At 42.2% G+C, this 22705-nt stretch carries 21 protein-coding genes and 1 tRNA gene; 13 read left to right on the forward strand and 9 right to left on the reverse strand.

Annotated features, from left to right (window positions below):
• On the forward strand, positions 1-572 hold a 572-nt coding region (locus AACS98_RS23190; RefSeq protein ID WP_198161185.1), incomplete at its 5' end, for a cobaltochelatase subunit CobN.
• Positions 573-895: 323 nt separating this feature from the next.
• Here AACS98_RS23190 and AACS98_RS23195 read toward each other — a convergent pair.
• The 4 genes from AACS98_RS23195 to lipA all read right to left on the reverse strand — a co-directional run bounded on the left by AACS98_RS23195 (position 896) and on the right by lipA (position 5506).
• Complete coding sequence (locus AACS98_RS23195; protein ID WP_066384666.1) at positions 896-1351, reverse strand: Fur family transcriptional regulator; 456 nt, start codon at positions 1349-1351, stop codon at positions 896-898.
• Between the two features lie 319 nt (positions 1352-1670).
• A complete protein-coding gene (gene sigC, locus AACS98_RS23200) occupies positions 1671-2921 on the reverse strand; it encodes an RNA polymerase sigma factor SigC (RefSeq protein WP_066384668.1) in 1251 nt (416 codons plus the stop codon).
• 682 nt (positions 2922-3603) lie between these two features.
• Positions 3604-4542, reverse strand: a complete 939-nt coding sequence (locus AACS98_RS23205) for an NAD(P)H-dependent glycerol-3-phosphate dehydrogenase (protein ID WP_066384807.1) — start codon at positions 4540-4542, stop codon at positions 3604-3606.
• Between the two features lie 79 nt (positions 4543-4621).
• Positions 4622-5506: a lipoyl synthase gene (gene lipA / locus AACS98_RS23210; protein ID WP_066384671.1), complete on the reverse strand. Its 885-nt coding sequence runs from the start codon at positions 5504-5506 to the stop codon at positions 4622-4624.
• A gap of 371 nt (positions 5507-5877) precedes the next feature.
• Between lipA and AACS98_RS23215 the strand changes: the two genes are divergently transcribed.
• The 9 genes from AACS98_RS23215 (at position 5878) to AACS98_RS23255 (ending at position 13407) form a co-directional block, all read left to right on the forward strand.
• Positions 5878-5951, forward strand: a tRNA-Pro gene (locus AACS98_RS23215).
• Positions 5952-6531: 580 nt separating this feature from the next.
• Positions 6532-6837, forward strand: a complete 306-nt coding sequence (locus AACS98_RS23220; protein WP_066384673.1) for a PqqD family peptide modification chaperone — start codon at positions 6532-6534, stop codon at positions 6835-6837.
• Positions 6821-7255, forward strand: a complete 435-nt coding sequence (locus AACS98_RS23225) for a lasso peptide biosynthesis B2 protein (RefSeq protein ID WP_066384674.1) — start codon at positions 6821-6823, stop codon at positions 7253-7255. Before AACS98_RS23220 ends, AACS98_RS23225 begins: the two co-directional genes overlap by 17 nt.
• Positions 7252-9276, forward strand: a complete 2025-nt coding sequence (locus AACS98_RS23230) for a lasso peptide isopeptide bond-forming cyclase (RefSeq protein ID WP_066384676.1) — start codon at positions 7252-7254, stop codon at positions 9274-9276. Before AACS98_RS23225 ends, AACS98_RS23230 begins: the two co-directional genes overlap by 4 nt.
• 96 nt (positions 9277-9372) lie before the next feature.
• Positions 9373-9546: a lasso peptide gene (locus AACS98_RS23235; RefSeq protein WP_157087551.1), complete on the forward strand. Its 174-nt coding sequence runs from the start codon at positions 9373-9375 to the stop codon at positions 9544-9546.
• A gap of 99 nt (positions 9547-9645) precedes the next feature.
• Positions 9646-9828 (forward strand): lasso peptide, encoded by a 183-nt coding sequence (locus tag AACS98_RS23240; protein WP_066384678.1) that lies wholly within the window; start codon positions 9646-9648, stop codon positions 9826-9828.
• 177 nt (positions 9829-10005) lie between these two features.
• The gene (locus tag AACS98_RS23245; protein ID WP_157087552.1) at positions 10006-10182 is read left to right on the forward strand and encodes a lasso peptide; all 177 of its coding nucleotides are present in this window, start codon (positions 10006-10008) and stop codon (positions 10180-10182) included.
• A 431-nt stretch (positions 10183-10613) separates the two neighbouring features.
• The gene (locus AACS98_RS23250) at positions 10614-11504 is read left to right on the forward strand and encodes a serine kinase (protein WP_066384679.1); all 891 of its coding nucleotides are present in this window, start codon (positions 10614-10616) and stop codon (positions 11502-11504) included.
• Between the two features lie 82 nt (positions 11505-11586).
• A complete protein-coding gene (locus AACS98_RS23255) occupies positions 11587-13407 on the forward strand; it encodes an ABC transporter ATP-binding protein (protein WP_066384680.1) in 1821 nt (606 codons plus the stop codon).
• A 5-nt stretch (positions 13408-13412) separates the two neighbouring features.
• Here AACS98_RS23255 and AACS98_RS23260 read toward each other — a convergent pair whose 3' ends face one another.
• Positions 13413-13616: a hypothetical protein gene (locus AACS98_RS23260; protein ID WP_066384681.1), complete on the reverse strand. Its 204-nt coding sequence runs from the start codon at positions 13614-13616 to the stop codon at positions 13413-13415.
• A gap of 283 nt (positions 13617-13899) precedes the next feature.
• On the opposite strand from AACS98_RS23260, the gene AACS98_RS23265 reads away from it, so the two are divergent.
• Positions 13900-14772, forward strand: coding sequence for an S-methyl-5'-thioadenosine phosphorylase (locus tag AACS98_RS23265; protein WP_066384683.1), 873 nt, complete (start codon positions 13900-13902; stop codon positions 14770-14772).
• 61 nt (positions 14773-14833) lie between these two features.
• Here the strand turns inward: AACS98_RS23265 and AACS98_RS23270 are convergent, their stop codons facing one another.
• The 3 genes from AACS98_RS23270 to mnmA form a co-directional block, all read right to left on the reverse strand.
• Positions 14834-16987, reverse strand: a complete 2154-nt coding sequence (locus tag AACS98_RS23270) for a caspase family protein (protein ID WP_066384685.1) — start codon at positions 16985-16987, stop codon at positions 14834-14836.
• A gap of 100 nt (positions 16988-17087) precedes the next feature.
• Complete coding sequence (sat, locus tag AACS98_RS23275) at positions 17088-18266, reverse strand: sulfate adenylyltransferase (protein WP_066384688.1); 1179 nt, start codon at positions 18264-18266, stop codon at positions 17088-17090.
• A gap of 545 nt (positions 18267-18811) precedes the next feature.
• Positions 18812-19867, reverse strand: coding sequence for a tRNA 2-thiouridine(34) synthase MnmA (mnmA, locus tag AACS98_RS23280; protein ID WP_066384691.1), 1056 nt, complete (start codon positions 19865-19867; stop codon positions 18812-18814).
• A gap of 326 nt (positions 19868-20193) precedes the next feature.
• Here mnmA and AACS98_RS23285 point away from each other — a divergent pair, with 326 nt between their 5' ends.
• Complete coding sequence (locus AACS98_RS23285) at positions 20194-20937, forward strand: hypothetical protein (protein ID WP_066384693.1); 744 nt, start codon at positions 20194-20196, stop codon at positions 20935-20937.
• A 38-nt stretch (positions 20938-20975) separates the two neighbouring features.
• Here AACS98_RS23285 and AACS98_RS23290 read toward each other — a convergent pair whose 3' ends face one another.
• Positions 20976-21113, reverse strand: coding sequence for a hypothetical protein (locus tag AACS98_RS23290; RefSeq protein ID WP_197480180.1), 138 nt, complete (start codon positions 21111-21113; stop codon positions 20976-20978).
• 46 nt (positions 21114-21159) lie between these two features.
• On the opposite strand from AACS98_RS23290, the gene AACS98_RS23295 reads away from it, so the two are divergent.
• A complete protein-coding gene (locus AACS98_RS23295; protein WP_066375044.1) occupies positions 21160-22284 on the forward strand; it encodes an RNA-guided endonuclease InsQ/TnpB family protein in 1125 nt (374 codons plus the stop codon).
• Positions 22285-22705: the final 421 nt, after the last annotated feature.

Consider the following 22705-nt stretch of genomic DNA (forward strand, 5'->3'; position numbering starts at 1 on the left):
CCGCCCCCGAAGCCTTCACCCAGCGATTAGCACAAATGCAAATTGTGCTACACAATCAAGACAACCGTGAGCATGACTTACTTGATTCAGATGATTATTATCAATTTCAGGGTGGTTTAATGGCGGCGGTGCGTTCTATCCAAGGAAAAAATCCAGAAGCTTATTTTGGTGATCATTCGCTTCCGGCTCAACCACGCATCCGCCAACTTCAAGAAGAAATAACAAGGGTGTATCGTTCTCGTGTGGTAAATCCTAAGTGGATTAGCGGCATGATGCGCCACGGCTACAAGGGCGCGTTTGAAATGTCAGCAACCGTAGATTTTTTATTTGCCTACGATGCCACAGCCAGATGTGTAGAAGATTATATGTATCAAGGTGTCATGGAGGCTTACTTACTTGATCCCGTAGTTTCAGAATTTATCCTGGAGAAAAATCCCCATGCCCTGCGTGATATCTCTGAAAGATTATTAGAGGCACACAAACGCGGTTTATGGCAGGATGTAAATATACCAACATTAGAAAATTTACGGAACATAGTACATCAAGCTGAAGCCCGCATTGAAGAAAAATAAGTGGTATGGATAATATCGCGTATTTGCATCTAGCTTCCGCTTATAAAGGCCCATGAAATGGGATCATGGCAGAAGACACCAAAAAAGCCATTCAGCAAGCTCAAGAATTCTATGGTATTAGTCTCATTGACTGAACCAAGAATCCTCGGACTTTAGGACGAGGAGTGTCAAATCAGAAGCGGACGCTTTTAGCACCCGCTTCGGTATTGCCAATATAAATCCTGAACAGGTTGCGTACCTCCGATTAACCACCCTAGAGAAATCGCTCAATATCCTATTTATAGATTGATTTGAGTAATTTCCTTGATTTACCTACCCAAGTGCTACAGTGGCATCAAAGCCCGTTGGCACTTGGGACATACTGCATGGATTGTCATTTGACAGTCAAGCAGGTGAAATCCTTCTTTTTGAGCAGTTTTAGCCCCAATTTTTAAAATTGAGTCATTTTTGAACTCAATCGTCGCGTTGCATTTCACACAAATCAGGTGATGGTGATGATGGGGGTAAGGCTGGTTGATTTCATAATGTTTATGTCCTTCACCTAATTCAAGTTCCCGCAAGATACCCATCCGCGCCATCAACTTTAAAGTCCGATAGATGGTTGAGAGGCTAATTCCTTCACCATCGCTTTCTAAGCGTTGATAAAGATCCTCAGCACTGAGATGTTCGCCTTGAGGAAGTTCTTGAAAAATGTGTAAAATTGTCTCTCTTTGGGGAGTTAAACGCCAGCCTCGTTCGTTTAATTCTGCCTTTAATGAAGAAGTTGTATAGACAGTCATACTAATTTTTCTCAACAAAGCCTATTAATTGAGAATATAGCAAATATTTCATCCTATTTGCAACAATCGTTGCTTATTGAGAATAATTATTAAATTTTGAAAAAAAAATAAGTAATGTGATCCCCATCGGCAATACATATCCAGCCATTCACTAGAAAAACATAGCTATCATTAATTGCCAAAGTTTCTAATCAGCAATAGATAGCAGTTAAAAGTGGGGATCAATTGAGTTTTTCGGAGCAAATAGTCCAGAGTCAACAATCTCTAGTATAGATTTTGTTCACTATTAACTATTGACTATTGACTATGACTATCACATTTAACTCAGAGACTCTAAATAGTCGCGGATGAGGTTACGCCGCTTAGGTTGGCGCAGTTTTTGTAAAGCTTTGGATTCAATTTGGCGGACTCGTTCCCTTGATAAATCAAGGGCGCGGCCAATTTCTGCTAACGAGTAAGGATGACCATCTGCTAATCCAAACCGCATTAAAATGACATCACGTTCACGGCTGGTTAAATCGGCTAACAAATTTTGCAAGTCTCTTTGTAGAGATTCTCGCATTAACATTTCTTCAGGTGTGACGCTATCGGTTTCTAATAATTCGCCTAATTCGGTGTCTTTATCTTTACCGACTTTAGTTTCTAAAGAAACAGAACGAGGAACTCTTAACAAAACTTCTCGCACTTGGCTGGGTGTCATATCTAATTCAAGAGCCAAGTCTTCTAAAGTAGGAGTACGTCCTTTTTCTTGAGCGATTTTACGTTGAGCTTTTTTAATTTTGTTAAGTTTTTCTGTGATGTGAACAGGCAGGCGAATTGTACGGCTAGAAGTTGCGATCGCTCTGGTAATACCCTGACGAATCCACCAGTAAGCATAGGTGCTAAAACGATATCCTTTAGTCGGATCAAATTTTTCTACAGCCCGTTCTAAGCCCAGAGTTCCTTCTTGAACTAAATCTAATAATTCCAATCCACGATTTTGATATTTTTTGGCCACAGACACAACCAAGCGTAAATTCGCCTTAATCATGTGTTCTTTGGCTTGCAGTCCATTGGACTGAATTTTTTCCAATTCTTCTACAGTCATTTTGGCAATTTCTGCCCAACGACGCTTACCGTCTGACAAAATCGGTTTCAGTTCCGAGATATTGATCCCGGCTGTCTTCGCCCACCGTTCCAATGAAGGGCGGTGTCCTAATTCTGATGCCAAACGTTCTTGCACTTCAATCAAATGAAGATAAGGGGCTGCTATAGCATCTCCTTGTTTGGCGGCATTTGCCAGCACTGTCCGCAATCGCAGGTATCGCTGGACTTTTTGTGCCTCGGAAACTTCTTCATCCCTTCCTAACAACCGCACCCGGCCTATTTCCTGAAGGTATAGACGTACTAAATCTGTACTACGACGGTTAGTATTGGCAGACAAGTTATGAGGATCAGCAGCAGCTATTTCCAAATCATGGAGATCATCCACGGATAACTCACTGTCATCAACTGTCAGATCAGGATCTAAAACCTGGCTGGATTTTTGGGTGTTGTAGGCGGCATCTGCGTAAAAAGATGTTGCTGGCATAAATCGTCTCTATGGCTCCAGGTAACAATAGATTGCGGTCAGCTATTTAACTGTTGCTATTGTTCCCGTGATTTTAGATGAACTAACACGGTAGAGGTTTCCAGTAATGTTTTGTTGCAAAACAACTTACTGTGATTTGTTCAGAATCAAAACCGAACTATCTCGGCTACTGAACTACTGATTGAACCAATAGCTATTCAAATCCATGATGAGGGTTTAAATCGGAACTACATAGTCAGCTTTTCCACCAGAATGAATATTAGCTGCTATTTTGGTAATTGGTATAAATATATGTCGGTAAACATCATGATGATCACCGGCATAGTCACATCTACATGAATATGAAAGTAATTTCCTGACGATTTTCTACTTTTTTTTCTCAGGATTTTTGAGGAGAAACTTAAAGTAATAAATTATGAATTATCTTTGAGTGTTCTGTAACAAGTGATACTTTCAACAGATGTTCAGTTAATACTTACTAATTTTTCATCAACACTTTACACTGAATTGGCATCTGATCAATATTTATTTTTTTGGTTTTGATTTTTGGCTTGTAGTGGAGCCATTGCCGATTAATACGGTGATACCAGTTCGTTGGCACAGGCTCTAGTAGAGATGAAAGCAAGCCAACATCAGGGCTATAGCCCTGACGACGAATTTCACATCTGCCAACGGATGATTTTTATTCTGGCTTGATATCTCGTAGCATCAGTTCATCGAGTGCTTGTTGTGGTGTGACTTCACCTTGGATTAATCGATAAACTTGCTCAGTAATTGGGATGACGATATTTTTTTGTCTAGCTAGTTGTACTAATACCTGACAAGTGTTTACTCCTTCGGCGGTTCCTGGTAAATTAGCCAAAACGTCTGTTAGTGAGTTACCAGCAGCTAATTGATAGCCGACTTGGTAATTACGACTTAAAGGACTGTTACAGGTGGCTAACAAGTCTCCTAGACCAGATAAACCATAAAATGTTTCCGTCTTCGCCCCCCAAAAATTGCCCAGACGCACCATTTCTGTGAGTCCGCGTGTGACTAAAGCGGCTTTGGCATTAGTTCCCAAGTGTAAACCATCACAGACACCTGCTGCGATCGCCATCACGTTTTTCAGTGTCCCGCCCAACTCCACACCCACGGGATCAGCATTGGTATATACTCGAAATCGATGGGAAGTAAAAGCCACCTGTACGGTTTCCGCCGCAGTCGCATCTTGAGAAGCAACTACCGTAGCAGCTGGCAATGATTGTTGAATTTCTTTAGATAAATTAGGCCCTGACAGCACCACCACCGGATGCTCAGGAAAAGTTGATTGCCAAATTTGCGACGGTGTACAGATAGTCTCAGGTTCTAACCCTTTTGTCGCCGTGACAAAAATCGTTGTGGGTGTTCCCGTAGCGTCTCGCACAGAAAGGGTGAAAGAACTTACTTGAGAAGCAACTTCTCTCACCCCTTTCATAGAGATAGCAGACACAACTATTTGAGCATCTTGTAACACTGATGCTAAAGTATCACATCCCCGACGTGACCACACACGCACCCGATGACCATTTGCTGCTGCTAAATTGGCTAGAGTTGCACCCCAAGCACCCGCGCCTAAAATTGCTATGGTAGTTTCTTGCACCACTATTCAAAATTCAAAATTCAAAATTCAAAATTCAAAATTACAATTACTTTTTGTACAGACGCGATTAATCCCGTCTCTACTCTGCAATCTTTTTCCGTGGGTAACGCTGCATCAGTTCCCGCACTTGTTCGGCGTGGTAAGAACTTCTGGTTAACGGTGAGGACACAACTTGTAAAAATCCTAGTTCTTCACCGTAAGCTTGCCAAGCGGCGAATTGTTCTGGAGTCACAAAATCATTAACTTGCAAATGTTTTTGACTCGGTTGCAGGTACTGCCCAATGGTGAGGATATCACAATCTACAGCGCGCAAGTCTTGCATAACTTGGCGAACTTCTGCATCAGTTTCGCCCAGTCCTACCATAATCCCTGATTTGGTGTACAACCAAGGAGCCATTTGGCGGCTGAGTTGGAGTAATTCCATTGTGCGCTCATAGTTTCCTTGGGGTCTTACCCGCCGATACAGTCTAGGAACTGTTTCTGTATTATGGTTTAGTACCTCTGGCGCAGCTTGGAGAATTATTTCTAAAGCATCCCAATTCCCACACAAATCTGGAATTAGCACCTCAATTGTGGTTTGGGGTGAAACTGTACGCACTGCTTCAATACACCGGACAAACTGAGCAGCACCACCATCTGGTAAATCATCTCGGTTGACAGAGGTAATTACTACATGATTCAGTCTCATGCGGCGTACCGCTTCCGCCAAACGTGCTGGTTCTGTGGGGTCTAAAGCTTTGGGTTTTTTCTCAAAGTCAATATCACAATAAGGACAGGCACGAGTACAAGCTGGCCCCATAATCAAAAATGTCGCCGTTCCAGCTTGGAAGCACTCACCAATGTTCGGACAGGATGCTTCCTCACAAACTGTATTAAGTGCTAAATCCCGTAAAATTTCTTTGACATTACCGACACGCTCCCATTGAGGGGCTTTTACTCGCAACCAGTCTGGCTTAACAGTCACAATCAGCTTTTACCAACGATAGTTATACAAATCTAATCCTAGCAAGCAAATTCCTCGCTGAATTTATCTATATATATATAGGAATCATATTTGATTTCTGAAAAAAATCAGTACACCCCTGTTCCCTATTCCCTATTCCCTGTTCCCTGTTCCCTATTCCCTGTTCCCTGTTCCCTGTTCCCTGTTCCCTGTTCCCTAACTACACAAGTAATTTCAATAATCACATCGGATTCCTATATGTTAGGCATAGGCAACAAACAGGGGAATCCAGTCTGGGGACAAATCTCATCCGCTTCCTCCGCTCCTCTCCTCCCCTACACCCTTAGCATTCACCAGAATTTGTGTTATGATATTGATTATATGTAAATTTACGGGATGTAGCGCAGCTTGGTAGCGCACTTCGTTCGGGACGAAGGGGCCGCTGGTTCGAATCCAGTCATCCCGATTCTAGAAATACAACAGTTATGCAACTCAGGTGCGACTTTTTTGGCATTGAGTCCGAATGTTTCGCACCCATTCACACAATACATTTTTGGGTTTTTATAATTAATTCTTATCAGTAGCTTGGATTAAATCAAGGTGAGATATTATCTATTTCTTTGTCATTCATTTAGACACGCATAATCTAACTTGAGATATATTGACAAGTATAATTTTTCTATGAAGAAATTACATTGAACAAGCACTTAGCTGGGGAAGCAAAAATGTAGTTTTTAATTCTTTATCAGTGATGGTAAAGACTGTAGTGTTTCAAGGCAAAAGTCTTGTCATACAAGGGAATTCAGGCAGTTATTTTGGATGGAGGATTAGCGGTCAGGATTGGTTTATTTACCCGTAAATACCGGCGTGATTCCCCAAATAAAAAACCGCATCAGGTGATTTTCTCTTTATCAAGACTTTAAAAATTGAGTGTAATTGAAAACAATCAGTAAAGTTACTGGAGAAACGTAGCGCGCACCAGAGAAAGATGTTATATATTGTCATAGTTAATTAGATACACTTAAGAAAAACCACTGGAATTAAAAATGGCAGCACAGCTAATCTCATCTGAGTATTCCAGGATAGTAGCCAGCCAAGAGCAAGTTTCCTCTGAACTGGAAGGGGAAGCAGTAATTCTCGATGTCAAGTCGGGAGTTTACTATGGTCTGAATCAGGTAGGAGCTAGTGTCTGGAATATGATTCAAGCACCTAAAAGTATAAAAGAGATTCAGGCGGCTTTACTGGCAGAGTATGAAGTTGAACCAGAGGTGTGTGAGCGTGACTTAATGATTCTACTGGAAGATTTAGCAGCTAAGGGACTGATTAAGATTACTAATGAAGCGTCTGCTTAAATTTCTATTCCTCAATCACAGCGATCGCCTTCTCCTGATCAATACTTTTTTGCTCTTGTTGTTTGTCAATCTGGGTTTGTGGTTACTGCCATTTAGTCAGTTACGCACACTGCTAAATAAGATAAATCAACCAAACATCAGTGTTAACCAAACTACTATCGGTAAAATTATTTGGGCTGTGGATGTCAGCACTAAATTTGTACCAGGAGCTAAGTGTTTAGCGCGCGCGTTGACTTGTCAAGTCTTGATGACTAGACGTGGTTACTCTCCTGAATTGCGAATAGGTGTTGCTAAAGATGAGCAAGGTAAATTAGAAGCTCATGCTTGGATTGAAAATCAAGGAAAAGTAGTCATTGGTCATCTAGCAAATCTTTCATCCTATAAACCACTACCATCTTTACCAAGGAACGGACTATGAGTGGCATTGTTGGCATCTACAACTTGGATAGACAACCAGTAGATAATGAACAATTGACGCGCATGGTCGATGTTTTGGCTCAACGGGGGCCAGATGGAGCGGATATATGGTGTTCTGATTTTGTCGGGTTAGGGCATCGGATGCTGTGGACTACTCCTGAGTCATTATTAGAGCAGCAGCCGCTAGTTGATCCAACAGGTGATTTAGTTCTGACCGCAGACTTACGCCTAGACAATCGGGATGAATTAATATATAAATTACAATTAGATGGTTGGACATCTGAAAAAATTACAGATAGCCAACTGGTATTAGCAGCTTACGAGAAATGGGGTGAAGAATGTGCTTCCAAGTTGCTAGGAGATTTTGCCTTTGTAATTTGGGATAGACGTAAACAGATAATTTTTTGCGCCAGAGATCATTTTGGCATCAAACCGTTATATTATTTTTACAGACCTGGTAAGCAGTTTTGTTTTGCTTCTGAGATTAAAGGACTGTTGTGTTTATCACAAGTTCCCAGAAGACTGAACGAAGAAGCGATCGCCAATCATCTACACCCATTTAAAAAAGATAAGTCTAGCACTGTCTATGAAGATATCTTCCGCTTACCACCGGGACATATCATGGTAGTCAGCGACAAAGGAGGGTTAAAGTCTCGCTCCTACTGGGCTTTACAAGTGGGTGATGAATTAAGGCTCAATTCTGATGCAGAATACGCTGAAGCTTTTCGGGAAGTCTTTACAGAAGCAGTACGTTGTCGTCTACGTAGCGCATTCCCTGTAGGTTGTCATCTCAGTGGTGGCTTAGACTCCTCATCAGTGGCGTGTGTAGCACGGAACATATTACAATCAGAAAACGGCGCACAACTACACACCTTCTCGAATATCTTTAATGATGTTCCTGAATGTGATGAGCGTCAATATATTAATCCAGTGTTAGAGCAAGGTGGGTGTATACCCCACTATGTACATCCTGATCAAGCTGGGCCTATCTCAGAATGGCAGAACTATTTTCAATACATGGATGACCCATACCTTGGCCCTAGCCACTATTTAGTATGGGGATTAAATCGTGCCACACAGCAAGCGGGTATCAGGATTTGTTTAGATGGTTTTGATGGTGATACAACAGTATCGCATGGTGCTGTATATTTTGCGGAGTTAGCACGTCAAGGTAAATGGGATACTTTTCTGACAGAAGCTAATGCAGTCTCACAGCACTTTCAGACCTCAGTAGCGGCTATTTTTCATGAGTATGTCATTTCCTACCTCAAGGAATTGGCACAACAGGGAAAATGGTTGAAGTTTGCGGAAACTGCTAATCAAATCAGTCAAAATTTTCGGATTTCTCGGCAGAAATTGTTTGTATCTTACGGAATCAAACCTTTAGTACCTGAATCTGTATTAAATGTTTGGCGATCGCTCCGAGGTTATCAGAACCATACAAATAATTTTACTCCCCTGATTAACCCTAGATTTGCCCAAAAAGTTGGTCTAGACAATCTCAAAGAGTCTTCATCTGACGATGAGAGTCCAGCCGTAACAGTGAGAGAGGATCAATGGCGTAGCTTTAACTCAAATATGTTTACTATAGTTTTGGAGTTAGTAGATCAATGCGCTGCCGAATTTTCTCTAGAGTCGCGTCATCCCTTCATGGATAAACGACTGATTGAATTGTGTCTAGCTTTACCACCTGAGCAGAAGCTCAATCAGGGATGGTCTCGCGTCGTCATGCGGAGAGCCATGAATGGTATTCTGCCTCAAGAAATACAATGGCGTGGTGGCAAAACCAGCATGACACCAAATTTCCGCCGGGGATTACTGCATCTTGATCGGCAACTTGTAGAGGAGGTGATCAAAGTTAATCCTAGTAATATCGCAGACTTTGTAGATATAAATTCTCTCCAAAGTTTCTATGACTATGTATTGTCTACAAATGACATTAATGATGAACAGGGAATAATGCCCGTTTGGAAATCTTTAACCCTGGCTCTTTGGCTGAAACACACACAAATCAAACCATAAGTCGGACTAGGGGTTGTGCTGATGATGCCTGCTCCTACCTGGACTTAATTGGTTCACAATTGCTATCAAGAAACTAACAAACAGGAAACTAGACAAATGAAAAAAGCTTACAATGCTCCCCAATTGACAATCCACGGCAGTGTTGAAAACATTACCAATGCTTTTGGTACTCCAGGTGCTAATGATACATTTGAAGTTAACGGTCAAAACTTCCCTGGCGCATTAATCGGACTAAGTGGTTCTCAAGACGGCGTAGTAATACCTAAGTAATAGTTGTAGCCAACTAACTAGCCTAATTATGGGCGTAATAGCATAACTTTGCTTTTACACCCATAGTTATCCACAGCTAATTAACAGGACAAGGGAAACATGAAAACAGCTTACAATGCTCCCCAACTGACAATCCACGGCAATGTAGAAAACATTACCAATGCTTTTGGTCAACCACCAAGTGTTGCAGATTTAATATACGTAGGAGGTATGGTTTTTCCAGCCTCATTAGTGGGATTGAGCGGTTCTGGAGGACACGGAGTCATCGTACCTAAGCCATAGTTGTAGTCAAAAACCTCACCTTGAGAAATCTTTAACGCTGGCTATTTGGCTGAGATAAATACAAATTAAACCATAAGTCGGACTAGGGGTTGTGCTGATCAAGGCTGCTCCTACCTGGACTTAATTGGTTCACAAGTCCTATTAAATCAACAACTTATCAAACAGGAAACTAGACAAATGAAAAAAGCTTACAATGCTCCCCAATTGACAATCCACGGCAGTGTTGAAAACATTACCAATGCTTTTGGTACTCCAGGTGCTAATGATACATTTGAAGTTAACGGTCAAAGCTACCCTGCCTCATTAATCGGACTGACCGGTTCTCAACCTGGCATAGTTGTACCTAAGCCATAGTTGTAGCCAACTAACTAGCCTAATTATGGGGGTAATAGTAGGGTTTGACTTTTACACCCATAATTATCTACAGCTAGGTATGAACAAAAGCAGTTTGACACCTGCTTTCAAGATGTAATAACTTATCGTAGAGCATCAGGGAAATATTTCCCTGATGTCTTCCTTGATAAACGAATTTGCCAGATTTGTCAAGTTCTAACCTTTTGACATACTCCCCGCCCTAGAAGGGTGGAGACTCTGGGTTAAAACAGCGATAGCAGGCGAAAGCCCCTCTTATATCGCCTCGCCCAACAGACAATGCCCTGCCTGTTGCTGCTATTCTATCAGAAAGCCGTCCTAGAAGGACGGGGAACCTCAAACCCAAATCTTCGGTAAAATATAAATTCTATTTGACAAAAAACATTTTTTAAGTAAAAACACAGTAATTTTAAATGTACATTTATACAGCTTATAACTTAGGTATTCATTCAGAGTTACCCTTACCGGAACTCATCCCTAGTGACAAACCAGCAGATGTTACTATACGCTTTGGTAAGCTAAACAACCCAGAGCAGAAGCGGAGTAACGGCGGTGATTATGTACTCGGTGAGGTGCCAGGATGGGGTACGGTATTGGTGCAAGGGGGTAGAGAAATTATCCTCGATCCTCACTCCGATATTGATGAAGCGATGATCCGCACTTTTCTGCTGGGTGCGATTCTGTGCATACTACTGCGGCAAAGAGGGTTATTAGTGCTTCATGCCAGTAGTGTAGTGATCAATGGTAGTGCTGTCGCCTTTATGGCTGACTCAGGACAAGGTAAGTCAACTTTAGCTGAATGTTTCCATGCTCATGGCTATAACATTCTAACAGATGACGTTTTAGCAATTAAAGTAGACACAGAAAAATCTCTAGTTATACCTGGTTTTCCCCAGATTAAGTTGTGGCCTGATGCGGCTGCTAATTTTGGTCATGGGGCTGATAGCTTACCTCTGCTGAACTCCCAGACTATCAAGCGTGTTCACAGGTTGCAAGATGGTTTTAGCCAAGAACCTGTACCTATTAGTAGAATTTATGTGATTGCGAATGGAACTCACCCAGAAATCGTTCCTTTAGAAGCGAAGCAAGGCTTTGGGCAATTAGTGAAACATTCGCGGGAAATGCAAGCACTAACTGCACCAGAGTTGTTGAAAGAGCATTTTATGCAATGTACTACTCTGGTTAAACAAATTCCTGTGTTAAGTTTACGACGGCAACGCTCGTTAGAAGCACTGCCGGATTTAATCAAGTTAGTGGAAAAGGATCTGGCTGAAAATTCCGCGCCTGTCAACATGAGCGTTTGACAAGATGGGAGAGATTCTGGAACAATAGGCTGGTTTAAGTTTTGACCAAGAAAAATATTTAATTGCGATCGCCACTTTAACTATGCAATTAGGCAAACTATTTCAAGCCAAGCTAAAAAAAACGTTACGCCTTGTGCCTGCATTACGCCTAGTTTGGCAAAGTAGTCCGAGGTTGACGATCGCTCGCGTAGTCTTGGTATTTATTCAAGGCATACTACCAGTATTATCAATCTATCTTACCAAACTAATCATAGACACAGTAGTTGCTAACTTCTCTATAGCTAATAAAGCAGCTGCGTTTAACTCTGTGATTCCTTTGATTTTGCTAGCTGGTGGAGTTACCCTACTCACCAATCTTTGCTACTCCGTTACAGAATTAGTCATTACTGCCCATTCGCAACGGGTAACTGACTATATGCAGGGTATCATTAACGCCAAATCCATCGAGTCAGACCTAGAATATTACGAGAATCCCCTATATTACGATACACTGCAAAGAGCGCAACAAGAAGCCCCCTACAGACCACCGCAAATCCTCAACCGCTTGGCACAGGTTGCTCAAAGTAGTGTGTCATTAATTGCAATGGTGGGTTTATTGCTGTCATTGCACTGGGGAATTATTGGTATATTATTTGTAGCGGCTCTCCCGGCTTTATTGGTGCGAGTCAAATTTAGTCGTGTAATGTATCGTTGGCAGCGCAAATGGACACCATCCGAGAGACAAGCCATGTATTTGGCATGGATGTTAACATCAGACCAGTATGCCAAAGAAATCCGCTTATTTGATATAGGTGGCTATTTTAGTCAATGGTATCAGCGCATTCGTCAGCAGCTATATAAGGAGAAAGTTGCAGTTCTGAGTAAACGCTCCTTAGCTTTTTTTGGAGCAGAAGCGATCGCTGGTATTATCATCTTTGTCATCTATGCCTTTATTATTTATCAAGCTATCAACGGAGTTCTACGCCTAGGGGATTTAGTTCTTTATTACCAAGCTTTGCAGAAAGGACAGAATGATATTAAAGCCTTATTAGCCAGTATTTCTGCACTTTATGAAGACAATCTTTTCTTGGCTAACCTCTATGAATTTCTGGATATTAAACCGAGAATAGTAGACTCGATCAACCCAGTACCGCTTCCCCGACCGATGCAAAGTGGTATTGAATTTCAAAACGTCAGTTTTCAATATTCTACTACTACCCGTCAAGCATTAAAAGATATTAATTTGAGAGTAGGGCCGGGAGAAGTAATTGCATTAGTAGGAGAAAATGGTTCAGGTAAAACGACACTAATTAAACTGTTGTGTAGATTGTATGACCCCACAGGTGGGAAAATTACAATTGATGGCATTGACTTGAAAGAATATAAAACAGCAGAATTGCGGCGAGAAATTAGTGTAATTTTCCAAGACTACGCCAAATATCACTTCACAGCCCAAGAAAATATTTGGTTAGCAAACATCGACTTACCACCACAACGGGAAAGCATTATTGCTGCGGCGCGTCGTTCCGGTGCCGATGATGTAATTAGTAAATTACCAAAAGGGTATGACACCGTATTAGGTAAACTATTTGAAGAAGGAGAAGAACTGAGTATTGGGCAATGGCAAAAAGTGGCTTTGGCTAGAGCATTTTTAAGAGATTCCCAATTAATTGTACTGGATGAACCTACCAGTGCAATGGATCCGAAAGCCGAGTATGAAGTGTTTGATAAATTCCGCCAACTGATTAAAGATCAAGCGGCAATTTTGATCAGCCATCGTTTATCTACAGTGAAAATGGCTGATCGAATTTATGTCATGGATAATGGCACCATTGTTGAGAGTGGAACCCATGATGAGTTGATGCAGATGAATGGGACTTATGCTTATTTGTTTGAAACGCAAGCGCAACAGTATCTGATGTAGCTGTGCTAATCAACAACTTTGAGTAATCCTCGTTTTAAACCATCCAATATGCGGTTGATTTGCTGGTGTTCTTGCTCACTTAAATCTGCTTTAGACAGCAACGTAGACATAAGTAACTGCTGATCACGGCGCGTAATTCTGTTAATAGTGAATATGCGCTGCAAGACAGTTTCTAAAGACATGGGGGTTGAGGTAGTGGTAGCTTGCATATTATTCACTGAAACTTTATGTAGGGGAACAGGGAACAGGGAACAGGGAACAGGGAACAGGAAAGAAGGACTTTACAAGTGTACACAGTTTTCTCAGAAATCAAATATGATTCATGTATTTTTTGCAATTAATTTTTCACAAAATAACAATTTTTGATGAAGTATGACATGAGTATCCCTACGGAATTACTGAGGCGAAATTGTCAAGAGTTTTATGCCTCCTCTGATACTCGTATTTTAGGTAAAATAACTAGGCAGTTAAATAAACAATAGGTCAAAAATCATGGGACAGGCTCAGATTGGCATCATTGGCGGTAGTGGACTCTACAAAATGGATGCGTTAAAAGATGTAGAAGAAGTGCAAATTCAGACACCCTTTGGTGCGCCGTCTGATGCGTTAATCTTGGGAACTTTAGAAAACACCAGAGTAGCATTTTTAGCTCGTCATGGTCGTAATCATACGCTATTACCGTCAGAGTTACCCTTCCGTGCCAATATCTACGCCATGAAACAACTAGGAGTAGAGTATTTAATCTCAGCCAGTGCGGTAGGTTCTCTGCAAGCCGAAGCCAAACCCTTAGATATGGTAATACCAGATCAATTTATTGACAGAACCAAAAATCGGGTTTCCACATTTTTTGGTGAAGGGATTGTAGCACATATTGCTTTTGGCGAACCGATTTGTAAAAACTTGGCGAATATCTTAGCAGAGGCGATCGCATCTTTAAACTTACCAGAAGTCAGCCTACATCGTGGCGGTACTTACGTGTGCATGGAAGGGCCAGCATTTTCCACCAAAGCCGAATCAAACCTTTACCGTAGTTGGGGTGCAACCGTAATTGGCATGACAAACTTACCAGAAGCCAAACTAGCCAGAGAAGCCGAAATTGCCTACGCCACCCTAGCCCTAGTCACAGACTACGATTGCTGGCATCCAGAACACGATAGCGTCACAGTAGACATGGTAATTGCCAACCTACAACGCAACGCCATCAACGCCCAAAAAGCCATACAAGAAACCGTCCGACGACTCAGGCAAAACCCCCCAACCAGCGAAGCCCACACCGCCCTCAAATACGCCATCTTGACTAATCTAACCCAAGCCCCCACCGCCACCAAAGAAAAATTAGCCCTACTACTCAAAAAATACCTCTAAAAAACCTCCGCGCCCCTTTGCGTTTCCTCCGCGCCCCTCCGCGTTTAAAAATCAAACCCACCTAAGCCACACGAAAACTAAAATTAACACTTGCCCAATGACTCACATCTAAGATATAATAATCGTTTGCAGTACCATTCATCTCCGCCTTAACATTGCTAGCATTGTGCAAATCTTGCAACAAAGCTTGAGCAATCACCAAAGGATTGACCAAAGTAGTAATAGGCTGTTGATCTCCCGTGGGATACTTAGCAGTTTCCAAAGCTTTCAAAGTTTCAGGAAAAGGCGAAGTGCTAAAAATTAATTGGTGTTCGCATTCATAGGTAGGCCCAGAAATCATCCAGCCCGATGTAGTGGCAGTTTGTGGTAAAGTCACAGTTTCACCGGGGGGAATAACTACTGGTTGCAGTAGAGGTTGATTATTGGGACTATTATCAGAATCTGAGACTATTTGCCAGGGGTAGAAAGCGATCGCAGTTCGATGATTGTTAATACCCAACAGCATCAAATATATAGGCTGCTGGCTTTTATTTTGTACCCGGTACTGTACGCGACTACCAACGGGAACCGTAGGAATAGCAACTGGTTGGTTGCGGGTAGGAGAATGACTTTGTTGACTGCTGAGATTCCGTAAAGTTTCCCGTTGCAATACCACTTTCGGTGAAATCCCCAAAATCTCTAACGTTACCTTCACAGGCAAGCGAGAAGAACCTTCATTTTCTGTCAGTCGCCATAACTTGGTTGCTAAGAGGGTGGGTAATTTCGTTGCTAATCGCAAGGCAGCGACTTTGACAGCTTCGCCAAATTCCCCTGTGGTGTTAGGAATTAACTCACCACCGAGAGAAAATAAACCATAACGACTAGGAGTTTGTAGCAATTTACCAAACACATAATCGGCTGGTTGTTCTCCTTCCACTACCTTAGAAACATGGGGAAGTGTCGCAAAAGCACTGGTGGCATCGACACGTTCAATTCTTTCCAGTTTCGGATCTAAAGCTACGGTTAAATTAATATTGCGGGGTAAAACTCTGACTGCTTCTTGCAAGAGTTGCCCGACTTGCAAAGGTGTAGTATCGCTTATTTTAGCGAGTTGCGCCTTAGCTGTTAATCCACTGCGCGATCGCACCTCTAAATGTTCCCCTGATGCTAAAGCCAGTCGAGAATGAATACCGTAGTATTCTAATACCTGAGCAGGTAGCCCACCTAGCCAGATTTGCGCGACTTTACCATCATCTTCTGTAGCGATGATTGCTCCCTCTGCGCCCATCATCCTATCTGGGAGTAAATTGGCGATGGTAACTCCTGCCTGTTGATTTTTCTTGTTACTGACTAACCCTGGTTGTTGTTTACTGCCTAATTGAGACATCGCACTAGCCACACGGGAAAAGCTCACTTGAATTGTCGTGGCTGGGGTGGATTCCCACAATTGTTGAGTTAAAGCGTAAGTAAATAACCCGGCACTAAAACCAGATAACAATACCTCTCTAGCCGACTCCTCCATATCTGAGGTAGCAGATAATATGATAGCTGGGCTGACTTCAATATCTTGAGCCTTGAGCAAAGTTTGGGTTTTGAGTTGTTTGAGAAACTCTAATTCTGGGAGTGCTAACTGTACCGATGGTAACTCCTGACGGGCGCGAATTCGCAACCCGGTAGTTTGGGCGGTGCTAGGGGTAGAGTAGCTAGTATCTAAGACTGCGGTGACTTTATCTGTGGGGAGCGATCGCAATAATAATAGTAAGGTTTCTTCTAGTACATAATTAGCAATGGGAACATTTTGTAATGCTGGATTTTCATCCCCAGCTACTAAAGCATTTTGTAGCTGATTTGGTGCTACCTGAATGCGCGTACCGTAACCGCTAAAATGAAACACCACCACATCCCCAGGTTGGGCTTGCTGGGTGAGATGATTGAAAAAAGCGGCTTCAATAGCTTCCCTAGTAGCTTGTTCCTCAGTCAAAGTCAGAATATCTGAAGGTTGGAAGCCAAACCGATGAGTTAAAAGTTCTGTTTGCAGTTCGACATCAGTGAGACAACCATTGAGAGAGGGACTTTTTTGATATTGATTGATGCCGATTAATAATGCCAGTTTGCGCGGTGTGGGTTGTGCTAAAGCTTGAGAATAGCGATCGCTTAACCTGAACCATTCAGCCTCAGTCACACCCAACACTGCGAGTATTGAGCCAATCTGTTGTAAAAAAGTCCGACGCTTCATAATTTGCTATCAACCTCCAGCCCCTAAGCATATAGCTTTTAGGGCTGAAGTGTAGAGTGTACAGTTAAAGTCTATACTGTTTGTTCGCCAACAAATGAGCCTAAGCCAATACTTGTACTCGCATTGCTCTTGCCAATTCCGCCGCCACTTCGGGACGAGAAAATTCTGGTGGGGGTAACTCACCACGACGTAGCATTTCTCTAACTTTAGTACCAGACAGGTGAACCCGTTCCTCTGGTTTGCTAGGACTGGTTTTAGTTGTCGCCATTTGTTTAGTGCGGGTGCAGTAGAAAGCGTGTTCAAACTTCATGGGTACAATACCGATTTCACTCGGCTCAAATTCATCAAAGATGTATTGAGCATCGTAAGTACCATAATAGTCACCCACACCAGCATGATCTCGTCCCACAATAAAGTGAGTACAGCCGTAGTTTTTGCGAACTAAAGCATGGAAAATTGCCTCACGGGGGCCAGCGTAACGCATGGCGGCGGGATTAATTGCTAAAATCACTCTGTCTGTGGGGTAATAGTGTTCTAGCAAAATTTCATAGCAACGCATCCGCACATCCGCCGGGATATCATCTTCTTTGGTTGCGCCGACCAAAGGATGTAAAAATAAACCATCCACTGTTTCTAAAGCGCACTTTTGAATATATTCATGGGCGCGGTGAATGGGGTTACGGGTTTGGAAACCGACGATAGTTTTCCAACCTTTTTCTCTGAACATCTGCCGTGAAGCAGCCGGATCAATTTGGTATTTGGGGAAATAAGGGTGATCATCGCGTTGCAGTAACCAGACATCACCAGCCAGATTTACAGCACCTTGGTTATAAACTACCTGTACACCTGGATGTTTAGCTTCATCAGTGCGGTAGACGTTGATAGCTTCGCGGTTTTTATCGTAGTGATATTTTTGTGTGAGATGCAAAACCCCAATATATTCACCTTGGGGGTTATCTAGACGAACATAGCCATCTTCTTTTAAAGGTGCTGCTACTTCCTCGGAGACAGAAAGTGTAATCGGAATTGACCACACTAAACCGTTAGCGAGGCGCATTTCTGTCACCACCCGATTATAATCTTCCTGGTTCATAAAACCAGTGAGTGGACTAAAACCACCGATGGCAATCATTTCTAAATCAGAAACGGCGCGTTCATCGAGTTGCACTCTGGGCAAAAACTCAGCCTTAGAAAGAAATTCTTCTCTTTGTTCTGGTGTGGCAATGCGATTAATCAACTGTCCACCGTGTGCGGCAATGGCATCTGGTTGCTGACTCAAGTTACAATCCCCCTTAGCGATAAGTGTGTGTTATTGTTGCGAACTATGTACTAACTTATCAAAATGCTGGTACAGAAACATAAATAGTTTAGGGATTGGAAAAATCAGAGTAGCGTGACTCAGGGACTGCCAGATCAAAAAATCTCCAAAATGTCGGGTGCGTCAGGACGAGAAACCCTAGCTATGCCAAGAAAATCTTCACACTGACGCACCCTACTAACTATAGGGGAGGCAACCAAACAGAATAAAGATTCATCCGCGTTTATCTGCGTTTACACCGTTCGCGCAGCGTCTCCGTTAGGAGAAGTTCTGATGTCTACGACAAGCCGCTTGCGCGTCTACGGCGGAAGCCGCCGCTCAGACTTCTCTCTGCGTTCAATAATTTTTCTTCTGACTCTCGTTCAAAACCGCTATATACAAAGGTGTAGAGACGTTGCATGCAACGTCTCTACAAGGTTTTAAAACTTTCTTTTGTGGTTCATTTACCTGAAAATCGCTGTCAGCAAGCAGGGGCGATTTTGGCGGACATCAAAATTGATGCAGAATTAGCTAAACTGCTCAATAATTCCGCCACCGAGAACTTTTTCGCTGTCGTACCAAACCGCAGCTTGTCCGGGTGTAATACTGAACTGGGGTTCATCAAACACCAAGCGGACGCGGGAATTTTCTAAAGGTATGACTGTCACTGGTTCGGGTGCGGAACGGTAGCGAATTTGCACTGACGCACGAATAGGGGTAGTTGGTTCAGCCATAGATACCCAATTGACTCGCCCGACTGTACATTCTGCCTGGGTGGCTTTGGTGCGATCGCCTACAATTACTTTATTATTCACTGCATCTAAGGCAATCACATACAGTGGTTCGGGTGCGGCAATTCCCAATCCTTTGCGTTGTCCAATGGTGTAATGATGGACACCATCATGCTGTCCTAAAACTTTGCCTGTGGTATCCACAATCTCACCTTTTTTGGGTGCGAGATACTTATCCAAAAACGACCGCATAGAACCGTTGCTTTCTACTAAGCATAGGTCTTGACTTTCTGGCTTGTCGGCAGTTTTTAAGCCATGTTCCGCCGCAATGCGCCGGGTGTCGGCTTTTTGCATTTCCCCTAGGGGAAATAGTGACGCTGCTAGTAAATCTTGAGACAAATCATACAGAAAATAAGACTGGTCTTTGTTGCGGTCAATGGCTCTTAACAATTCGTAACGCCCAGTTGCTTGATTGTAGTGGATGCGGGCATAATGACCTGTGGCGATGCGATCGCAACCCAACTGTTCACGGGCATAGTTTACCATAGGCCCGAACTTGACCGTTTTATTACACTGAGAGCAAGGTAACGGTGTAATGCCAGCACTGTAACCAGTGACTAAATAATCGACAATATGAGTTTGAAAGACATCCCGCATATCTACAACTTGATGGGGAATGCCTAATTGTTCACAAATATAAGCAGCGTCGATCATACCTTCAGAGCAACATTGTCCTTTGCCTTTCATCAGCCAAAGGGTCAAACCGATGACTTCATAGCCCTGATGGTGTAAAATAGCGGCGGCGGTGGAACTGTCAACGCCACCAGAAAGACCAACGACGACTTTTTTCATATCTTTCAATAGTGCTTGGCTAACCGCCTTGCAGAATGGAAAACTTGAGGGTTAAATAATTAAATTTGGTAGGTACTCAACGCTCATCTTCAGACTAAAGAATTGCGATCGCCACCCATCAGACACGAAAGATTTTTAACTGCTCAATTGTAGCATATATCCTTTAAAGCCTGACTCTCAAGGCTGTTTGTACTCAGGGAGTGGATACCCCATCCGGTTGTGACTCTTTGCTCTTGAAAATTTGTTTAGAGGTATTTATTGCCACCTAGACTTACAACCTTTAAGCTAGCACTAGGTAAATTCTACTAAATTAGTTAATTACCAAGATGTCCAGTCAGATGATAGCCAAATATTTTGCATTACCGATGATGCCTGTTTTCGTTGGCAGTTGGTTCGCGCTGGCTGCTGATATAAGTCCCGCACAAGGGCAAATTGCTCAAAATCACAGCATACTGTTAGCTCAAAGTGTATATGAAAATTTACCACCGCCACCGGGCTTTATACCGGAGCAGACGGTGGATTTTAATCAATTTGGAGAGAGTTCCCAAATCTATCAACCAGTACAGTACCAATATAATCAAAACTTTCAACGTTACTCAGTCTACGTTGACAACAGAAACTCACAAACTCTACAACAAGTCCGTCGAATTGAACCTACAGCTTACATTCGCCAGTACAATGGGCGTTCTGTGGTGCAGTCAGGAGTATTTAATAGTTTAGTCAATGCTCAACAGCGAGTATTACAGTTACAGAGAATTGGTATTTATGGTGCTGAAATTGCGGGATTTTCTAATGCACCAGTCATGCCTAATAATCCTGTAAATAGAAATTCTGTCAGGAACACAGGCGGGTATTACGCGATTATTCCTGCCAACTCACAGGAATTATCCTCTATTGTCTTCCAAGTCAGACAACTGACAAGATTATACAATCAAGTGAATCCGAGACAACAACCCCTAGGGCCACACGTTGCCGTAGGGCCTTTTAATAAACGAACTGAAGCCATCAGGATAAACCAATTGTTGCGCGAAGGCGGTTTTGGTAATGCCAGAGTTTACTACGCCCGGTAAATTTTTTACCAAGAAACTGGGTCTAAAGCCTCGTCCTTCTAGGACGGCTTTTCTTCCTGAAGTCTATCAATCCAGTCTTCAATTAACTGAGTCATTGTTTTGCGTTTTTGCTTGGCAACCCTTCTGAGTTTTTCAAGCCTTTCTGGATTAACTCGAATACTTAATCTTTCTTTCATTGAATATATCTACCCAATGGCTATCCAGTTGTGCTATAAGGATAGCATGAAAACACTAAAGTTTAAGCTGTACGAACACAAAAGGAATAGATACCTCAAACGGATGATTAACACCGCAGGGGTAATCTACAACCATTGCATCGCTCTACATAAACGGTACTACCGGATGTGGGGTAAACACTTAAACTGTGCAAAATTTCAGTCACATATTGCCAAATTAAGAAAACATAATTCTTTTTGGCAATCAGTAGGTTCTCAAGCAGTACAAGATATTTGCCAGAGAATTGAAAAAGCATACCAATTATTCTTTAAACACAACAAAAAAGGAGTTAGACCACCGGGATTTAAAAAGGTCAAAAAGTACAAATCATTCACCCTTAAACAGGCTGGTTATAAATTTCTGGGTGGGAATAGAGTAAAAATTGGAAACCGGATATATCAATTTTGGAAGTCTAGAGAAATAGAAGGGAAAATTAAAACACTGACCATTAAACGGACTGCATTAGGTGAAATGTTTATGGTTATTGTAGTCGATAATGAGCCAGAACCAGAAATCAAATCAATGACTGGTAAAATAGCGGGGTTTGATTTTGGACTTAAAACTTTCCTAAACTGCTCTGACGGAACTAAGATTGATTCACCGGAATTTTTAAAACAATCTCTAAACACCATCAAGAAAGCCAGCAAAAATCACTCCAAAAAGATGAAAGGTTCAAACAACAGAGAAAGAGCTAGAAAGAATTTAGTTCGTAGACACGAAGATGTTTGTAACCGCAGACGTGATTGGTTTTGGAAGTTAGCTCACATCTTAACTAATAAGTTTGATATTTTGTGTTTTGAAACCCTGAACCTCAAGGGAATGCAACGACTTTGGGGTAGAAAAATATCAGACTTGGCTTTTGGGGAATTTCTGAAAATACTAGAATGGGTTGCCAAGAAGAAAAATAAACAAGTAGTTTATATAGACCAGTGGTATCCATCAAGTAAAACTTGTTCTTGTTGTGGCTATGTTCTAGAAAATCTAGATTTATCTGTTAGACAGTGGCGTTGTCCATCATGTAATTCCGTGAATGGACGTGATGAAAATGCTGCTAAAAATATTCAAATGGTTGGGGCATCAACCATTGGGTTAGGTGATGTGAGACTGGCTATGCCAGCAATCGCTGTTTGACCCCAGAATCCCCACCCTAAAAGGGTGGGGAGTATGTCAACTACTTCCAGGTGATACTAGAACTACGAAGTAGAATCATGACAAGACATAAAAATATTTGAACTGAGATGGCGTAATACCGTTTCTTGATGTAGCTTGCGTAGCGTAGCCATAGATGCACCTGATTCTGCACTGTAGAGACGTTGTATACAACGTCTCTACATGTCTGATACAATCACTGACAAAACTGGCTCGACAATTTGAATTTGAGAAGCTGGTTGAGTTAGCCGAACCTTTAATAATTAATAATGATAAAATCTAGGAATAAAGCCCAAAAACCTCGACAAATTCCCCTGAAATCACTGTTAATTATCCCTTTTGTCTTACAAGTTGTCGGTGCAGTCGGGTTAGTTGGCTATCTTTCCTACCGGAGTGGACAAAA

It is taken from the genome of Anabaena sp. CA = ATCC 33047 (assembly GCF_963870205.1).
In the GTDB taxonomy this organism is placed as follows: Bacteria; Cyanobacteriota; Cyanobacteriia; order Cyanobacteriales; family Nostocaceae; genus Trichormus.

What these genes read in the sequence shown, in the direction of transcription:
- AACS98_RS23285 (WP_066384693.1), top strand. Translation starts at nt 20,194, where the DNA reads ATGTCCAGTCAGATGATAGCCAAATATTTTGCATTACCGATGATGCCT.
- AACS98_RS23195 (WP_066384666.1), bottom strand. Translation starts at nt 1,351, where the DNA reads ATGACTGTCTATACAACTTCTTCATTAAAGGCAGAATTAAACGAACGA.
- AACS98_RS23250 (WP_066384679.1), top strand. Translation starts at nt 10,614, where the DNA reads ATGTACATTTATACAGCTTATAACTTAGGTATTCATTCAGAGTTACCC.
- AACS98_RS23260 (WP_066384681.1), bottom strand. Translation starts at nt 13,616, where the DNA reads ATGCAAGCTACCACTACCTCAACCCCCATGTCTTTAGAAACTGTCTTG.
- AACS98_RS23265 (WP_066384683.1), top strand. Translation starts at nt 13,900, where the DNA reads ATGGGACAGGCTCAGATTGGCATCATTGGCGGTAGTGGACTCTACAAA.
- sigC (WP_066384668.1), bottom strand. Translation starts at nt 2,921, where the DNA reads ATGCCAGCAACATCTTTTTACGCAGATGCCGCCTACAACACCCAAAAA.
- AACS98_RS23290 (WP_197480180.1), bottom strand. Translation starts at nt 21,113, where the DNA reads ATGAAAGAAAGATTAAGTATTCGAGTTAATCCAGAAAGGCTTGAAAAA.
- mnmA (WP_066384691.1), bottom strand. Translation starts at nt 19,867, where the DNA reads ATGAAAAAAGTCGTCGTTGGTCTTTCTGGTGGCGTTGACAGTTCCACC.
- AACS98_RS23295 (WP_066375044.1), top strand. Translation starts at nt 21,160, where the DNA reads ATGAAAACACTAAAGTTTAAGCTGTACGAACACAAAAGGAATAGATAC.
- AACS98_RS23270 (WP_066384685.1), bottom strand. Translation starts at nt 16,987, where the DNA reads ATGAAGCGTCGGACTTTTTTACAACAGATTGGCTCAATACTCGCAGTG.
- AACS98_RS23225 (WP_066384674.1), top strand. Translation starts at nt 6,821, where the DNA reads ATGAAGCGTCTGCTTAAATTTCTATTCCTCAATCACAGCGATCGCCTT.
- AACS98_RS23240 (WP_066384678.1), top strand. Translation starts at nt 9,646, where the DNA reads ATGAAAACAGCTTACAATGCTCCCCAACTGACAATCCACGGCAATGTA.
- AACS98_RS23220 (WP_066384673.1), top strand. Translation starts at nt 6,532, where the DNA reads ATGGCAGCACAGCTAATCTCATCTGAGTATTCCAGGATAGTAGCCAGC.
- AACS98_RS23255 (WP_066384680.1), top strand. Translation starts at nt 11,587, where the DNA reads ATGCAATTAGGCAAACTATTTCAAGCCAAGCTAAAAAAAACGTTACGC.
- AACS98_RS23235 (WP_157087551.1), top strand. Translation starts at nt 9,373, where the DNA reads ATGAAAAAAGCTTACAATGCTCCCCAATTGACAATCCACGGCAGTGTT.
- AACS98_RS23245 (WP_157087552.1), top strand. Translation starts at nt 10,006, where the DNA reads ATGAAAAAAGCTTACAATGCTCCCCAATTGACAATCCACGGCAGTGTT.
- AACS98_RS23230 (WP_066384676.1), top strand. Translation starts at nt 7,252, where the DNA reads ATGAGTGGCATTGTTGGCATCTACAACTTGGATAGACAACCAGTAGAT.